The organism is Streptomyces europaeiscabiei, from assembly GCF_001550375.1.
Classification (GTDB): domain Bacteria; phylum Actinomycetota; class Actinomycetes; order Streptomycetales; family Streptomycetaceae; genus Streptomyces; species Streptomyces europaeiscabiei.
Genome location: NZ_LRTR01000269.1, coordinates 1 through 3903, shown reverse-complemented (window position 1 = coordinate 3903; position 3903 = coordinate 1). Strand labels below are relative to the sequence as shown.

5 protein-coding genes are annotated in these 3903 nt (G+C 72.4%); 1 reads left to right on the top strand and 4 read right to left on the bottom strand.

Going from position 1 to position 3903, the window contains the following annotated elements; all coding sequences use genetic code 11:
- The 4 genes from AWZ10_RS12760 to AWZ10_RS12745 form a co-directional block, all read right to left on the bottom strand.
- A partial coding sequence (locus AWZ10_RS12760; RefSeq protein ID WP_244172478.1) for a YccS/YhfK family membrane protein occupies positions 1-929 on the bottom strand: 929 nt, incomplete at its 3' end.
- A gap of 58 nt (positions 930-987) precedes the next feature.
- Positions 988-2025, bottom strand: coding sequence for an endonuclease/exonuclease/phosphatase family protein (locus AWZ10_RS12755; RefSeq protein WP_060891111.1), 1038 nt, complete (start codon positions 2023-2025; stop codon positions 988-990).
- Positions 2026-2322: 297 nt separating this feature from the next.
- Positions 2323-2781 carry a DUF7144 family membrane protein gene (locus AWZ10_RS12750; RefSeq protein WP_046704470.1) on the bottom strand — a complete coding sequence of 153 codons (459 nt, stop codon included), beginning with the start codon at positions 2779-2781 and terminating at the stop codon, positions 2323-2325.
- Positions 2782-2912: 131 nt separating this feature from the next.
- On the bottom strand, positions 2913-3704 hold the full coding sequence (locus tag AWZ10_RS12745) for an alpha/beta fold hydrolase (RefSeq protein ID WP_060891110.1): 792 nt from the start codon (positions 3702-3704) through the stop codon (positions 2913-2915).
- 95 nt (positions 3705-3799) lie between these two features.
- On the opposite strand from AWZ10_RS12745, the gene AWZ10_RS47605 reads away from it, so the two are divergent.
- A partial coding sequence (locus AWZ10_RS47605) for a GntR family transcriptional regulator (RefSeq protein WP_159058261.1) occupies positions 3800-3903 on the top strand: 104 nt, incomplete at its 3' end.

Below are 3903 nucleotides of genomic sequence, written 5' to 3'. Positions count from 1 at the left end.
CGCAGCGCCTGGTCGACCGCCCGCCCGATCTCGCTCCCGGGCTCCGGCAGCCGCAGGCCCAGCGGCCCCGAGTACCCCGTCTCGACGGCCTCCGCGAGGTGCCGTACGGCGACGGGGATCTCGGCGGGCAGCGGCCGGCCGGACAGCCGTACCGCCGGGGCGGCCTCCACCAGCGGGGTGATCGCGTTCAGCTGGGCCAGCAGCCGCACCAGTTCGGGGCTGCGGCCGTGGTGCCGGGCGCGGCGGGCGAGGACGAGGTCGTAGGACTGGTTGAGGGACTGGGTGACGAGGTGCCGGGCGGCGTCGTACGCGGCCTCGGCTCCGTCGGGATCGGCCGTCGTCGTGGTCGCGAGCAGGTCCGCGACCTTGCGGTAGGTGTCCGCGACGGCGGCCCGTTCCGGTACGCCCGCCCTGAGCGGCCAGGCGAGCAGGGCCAGGGCGAGGACGAGGAGGCCACCGCCGGTCATCAGGACCGGGGCGAGCCACCACTGCCCCGGCATCGGCAGGCCCGCGCCCACCACCGAGTTGAGGAGCAACAGCAGGCCCGACACGGAGGCCACGGCGCCGATCGACGAGATCATCCCGGAGACGAGCGCGGCCCCGGTGAGCGCCGCGACGGTGACCCAGCCCTGCCCGTACACCAGCGAGCCGAGCGTGATGCCCAGGGCGGCGAACAACTGCGGGACCGCGATGTTGAGCAGCCGCATCCGGTAGGCGGCCGCCGTGTCGCTGATGACGCCCGACAGGGCACCCATGGAGGCGAGCGCGCCGTACTCGGGCCGGCCGACGGCCAGGCCGAGTACGAGCGGCAGCGTCAGCGCGATGGCCGCGCGGGCGACGGCCGGCCGGTTGACGGGCGTCCGCTGCGGCTGGAGGTTCCGCACCAGCCAGTCGGGCGGGGCAAGGCCGATGGGGAACGTGCGGGACATGCGCCCATTATGACGGCGGGATTTCGGGGGTCCTGGAGGGCTTTTGTGACCCTTTGGTTCACGCGCGCTCGTGGAGGGCGAGGTCCACGGTGACGGCGTTGTGGTCGGTGCCGGACAGTTCCCGGAAGCGGACCTCGCGTGCGGAGAAGTCCTCGGCGGAGACGAGGACGTGGTCGATCTGGGCGCCGAACCTCGGCGTCGTCCGGGAGGGCCAGGTCGGCCTCCGGTCCTGCCCGACCAGACGGGCGGCGTCGCTCAGGCCGGTGTCGAGAATGGCGCGGAAGGCCGCGTGGTCCTGGGAGGCGTTGAAGTCCCCGGCCAGGATGGTCGGCGTACGGGTGTCCTTCGCCGCGTACGCCCGCAGCGCGTCCAGCTCCCGCCGCCAGGTGGCCAGCTGTCCCGGCAGCGGGGGCATGGGGTGCGCCAGCTGCAGCCGTACGGGGTGGCCCTCGACGTCGGCGACCGCGCCGGGCATGCCCATCGAGCCGTAGATCGGGGCGGCGGACTTCAGGGGGTAGCGGCTGAGGATGACGGAGCCGGTGGAGCCGTAGCCCTCGACGGACTGGCGGTGGGGGTAGAGCGGGGTCTTCCCGCTCAGGTCGCCGAGGGTGTCGCGGAGTTTGGCCGAGCAGGTGAGTTCGCACTCCTCGACGAAGACGATGTCGGGGCGGTCGCGGCGTACGGCCTTGACGAGGGCGTCGGTGCCGTGGCCGAACTGCACGTTCGACGTCATCACCCGTACCTCGGCGAGCACCGGTCCGCCCGGCTCGGTCGCCTTGGCGTACGGCTCGATGTACCAGGCGAGCGCGGCGAGGACGATCACGCCCCAGGTCAGGCCGGTCCACCAGCGTGCGACGAGCGCGAGGAGGAGTGCCAGCCCGGTGGGGGCGAGGAGCCAGGGCAGGAACGCGAGAAGCTGGGTGACCGGGGTGAAGGCGTCCAGGTCGGCGACGCGGGAGGCGACGACGAGGCTGACGCCGAGGAGGACCAGGGCGGCGAGGCCGGCCTTGCCGCGGTGCCGCTTGCGCGGGGGCGGGGCGTCTTCCGGTGCCGGTTCCGGCAACGGCTCCGGCCGCTCGATGGTCGCGCTCTCCACGGGCCGGTGCCTTTCGCTTTTCTTGCGGGGTCCCTATTTTGCGGGGTCCCTATAAGGACGGGTGGGGCGGGGAGAAGGTTGCGTGGTCGGGCGCGGGTGGGTGGGGGGCCGGTCGCGCAGTTCCCCGCGACCCTTGAGGACCAGGCGCTGCGGGCCTGAAGAGCCACGGCCGTGCGGGCCGGAAGGCTCGGGGCGCAGCCGCTGCTTTCAGGGGCGCGGGGAACTGCGCCGGCGACCGGGGCGGACCCGCGTACGCCGACGAAGCCGTACCCCCGAGCTCCTACGCGTGCGGCGGTGTCACATGCCGTGCGCGTGGGAGTCCGGGGCCGTCGCCAGGGACCACATCACGAACACCGCGATGCCGATGCAGATGACGGACCAGACGGGGGCGTACGGCAGGAACATGAAGTACTCGATGGCGAACAGGGACGTCAGGGCGATGCCCACCGCGCGAGCCCAGGTGTGACCCTGGATGACGGCATAGCCGGTGCCCAGGACGGCGAGTCCGATCACCAGGTGGATCCAGCCCCACGTGGTGAGGCTGAACTCGAAGGCGTAGTTCCCGATGTTCGCGTACACGTCGTCCGTGGCGATCCCCGCGATGCCGTTGAGGATGCTCATGACGCCGATGACCATCATCAGGACACCGGCGAAGACCATCCCGCCGTGGGCCCACTCCGAGCGGGTCTCCCGGTGGGACGTCGGCGTCTCCTGCGACGTGGCGTTCGAACGCGGTGCGGTGCTGTGCTGGGCCATAAGGGCCTCCTCCGACGGATGAACAGCTCATCCGCATGGTCACGCGGACGGGGGAGCACCGCATTCGGTGTAGGCCAAACGGGTGAACCGCGTCTCGGGGTGCCGCCCTCGGTCCGGTCCGGGTGCCGCCCTCAGCCCAGGTGGTCCAGCCGCGCCAGGAAGTCCTCCAGGACCTTGTTGAACTCGTCCGGGCGCTCCAGGTTCGGCAGGTGGGCGGCGCCGTCGATGACGTGGAGGGTGGAGTCGGGGAGGGCGGCGTGCATGCCCTCGGCGTCGGAGACGGGGGTGTACTCGTCGTCGGCGCCCACGACGACCAGGGCCGGGACGCTGACGCGGGTGAGCAGGTCGCGGTAGTCGGGGCGCTCGGCGCGGCCGCGCAGGGCCGCCGCCGCGCCCTCGGGGTCGGTGGCCGTCATCATGCGGCGCACCTGGGCCGCGACCTCCGCGTCCGCGTACGGCGCGACCATCTTGTACAGCACCTCGTCGGCGTACCCCGTCATGCCTTCGCGCAGCAGCCGGTCCGCCATGGCGTTGCGGGTGCGCCTGCCCTCTGGGGTCTCGGCGGCGGGGAAGGTGTCGGCGAGGAGGAGACCGCGGACGCGGTGCGGGTACTGGCGGTAGCACTCCATCGCGATCTGGCCGCCCATGGAGAGGCCCCCGAGGACGAAGTCACGGACCCCGAGGTCGTCCAGGAGCGTGACGATGTCCTCGGCGAAGGCCGGGAGCGGGGTGACGCCCGGGACCACGGGGGACTCGCCGTAGCCGCGCAGGTCGGGGGCGATGACGCGGCGGGAGGCGGCGAACGCGCTGATCTGGGGGCGCCACATCGTGCGGTCGAAGGGGTGGCCGTGGATGAGGACGAGAGGAAGGGGAAGGGCCGGGCCCGCTTCCCCTTTGTCCTCGTATGCGAGGAAGGTGGTCATGGGATCGACCCTAGGGTCCCCCAACTCCTCGGTGCAATAAGATCTTTGCCCTCGGTGCAATGTGGTGAGGGCCGGGGGAAGGTGGGGCAACCGTCGTGGCTGACTACCGGCGTATCGCCGATCGCGTCGCGGACGACATCGCCGCCGGGCGGCTGCAGCCCGGTGACCGGCTGCCGCCGCAGCGGGTGTTCGCGCGGCG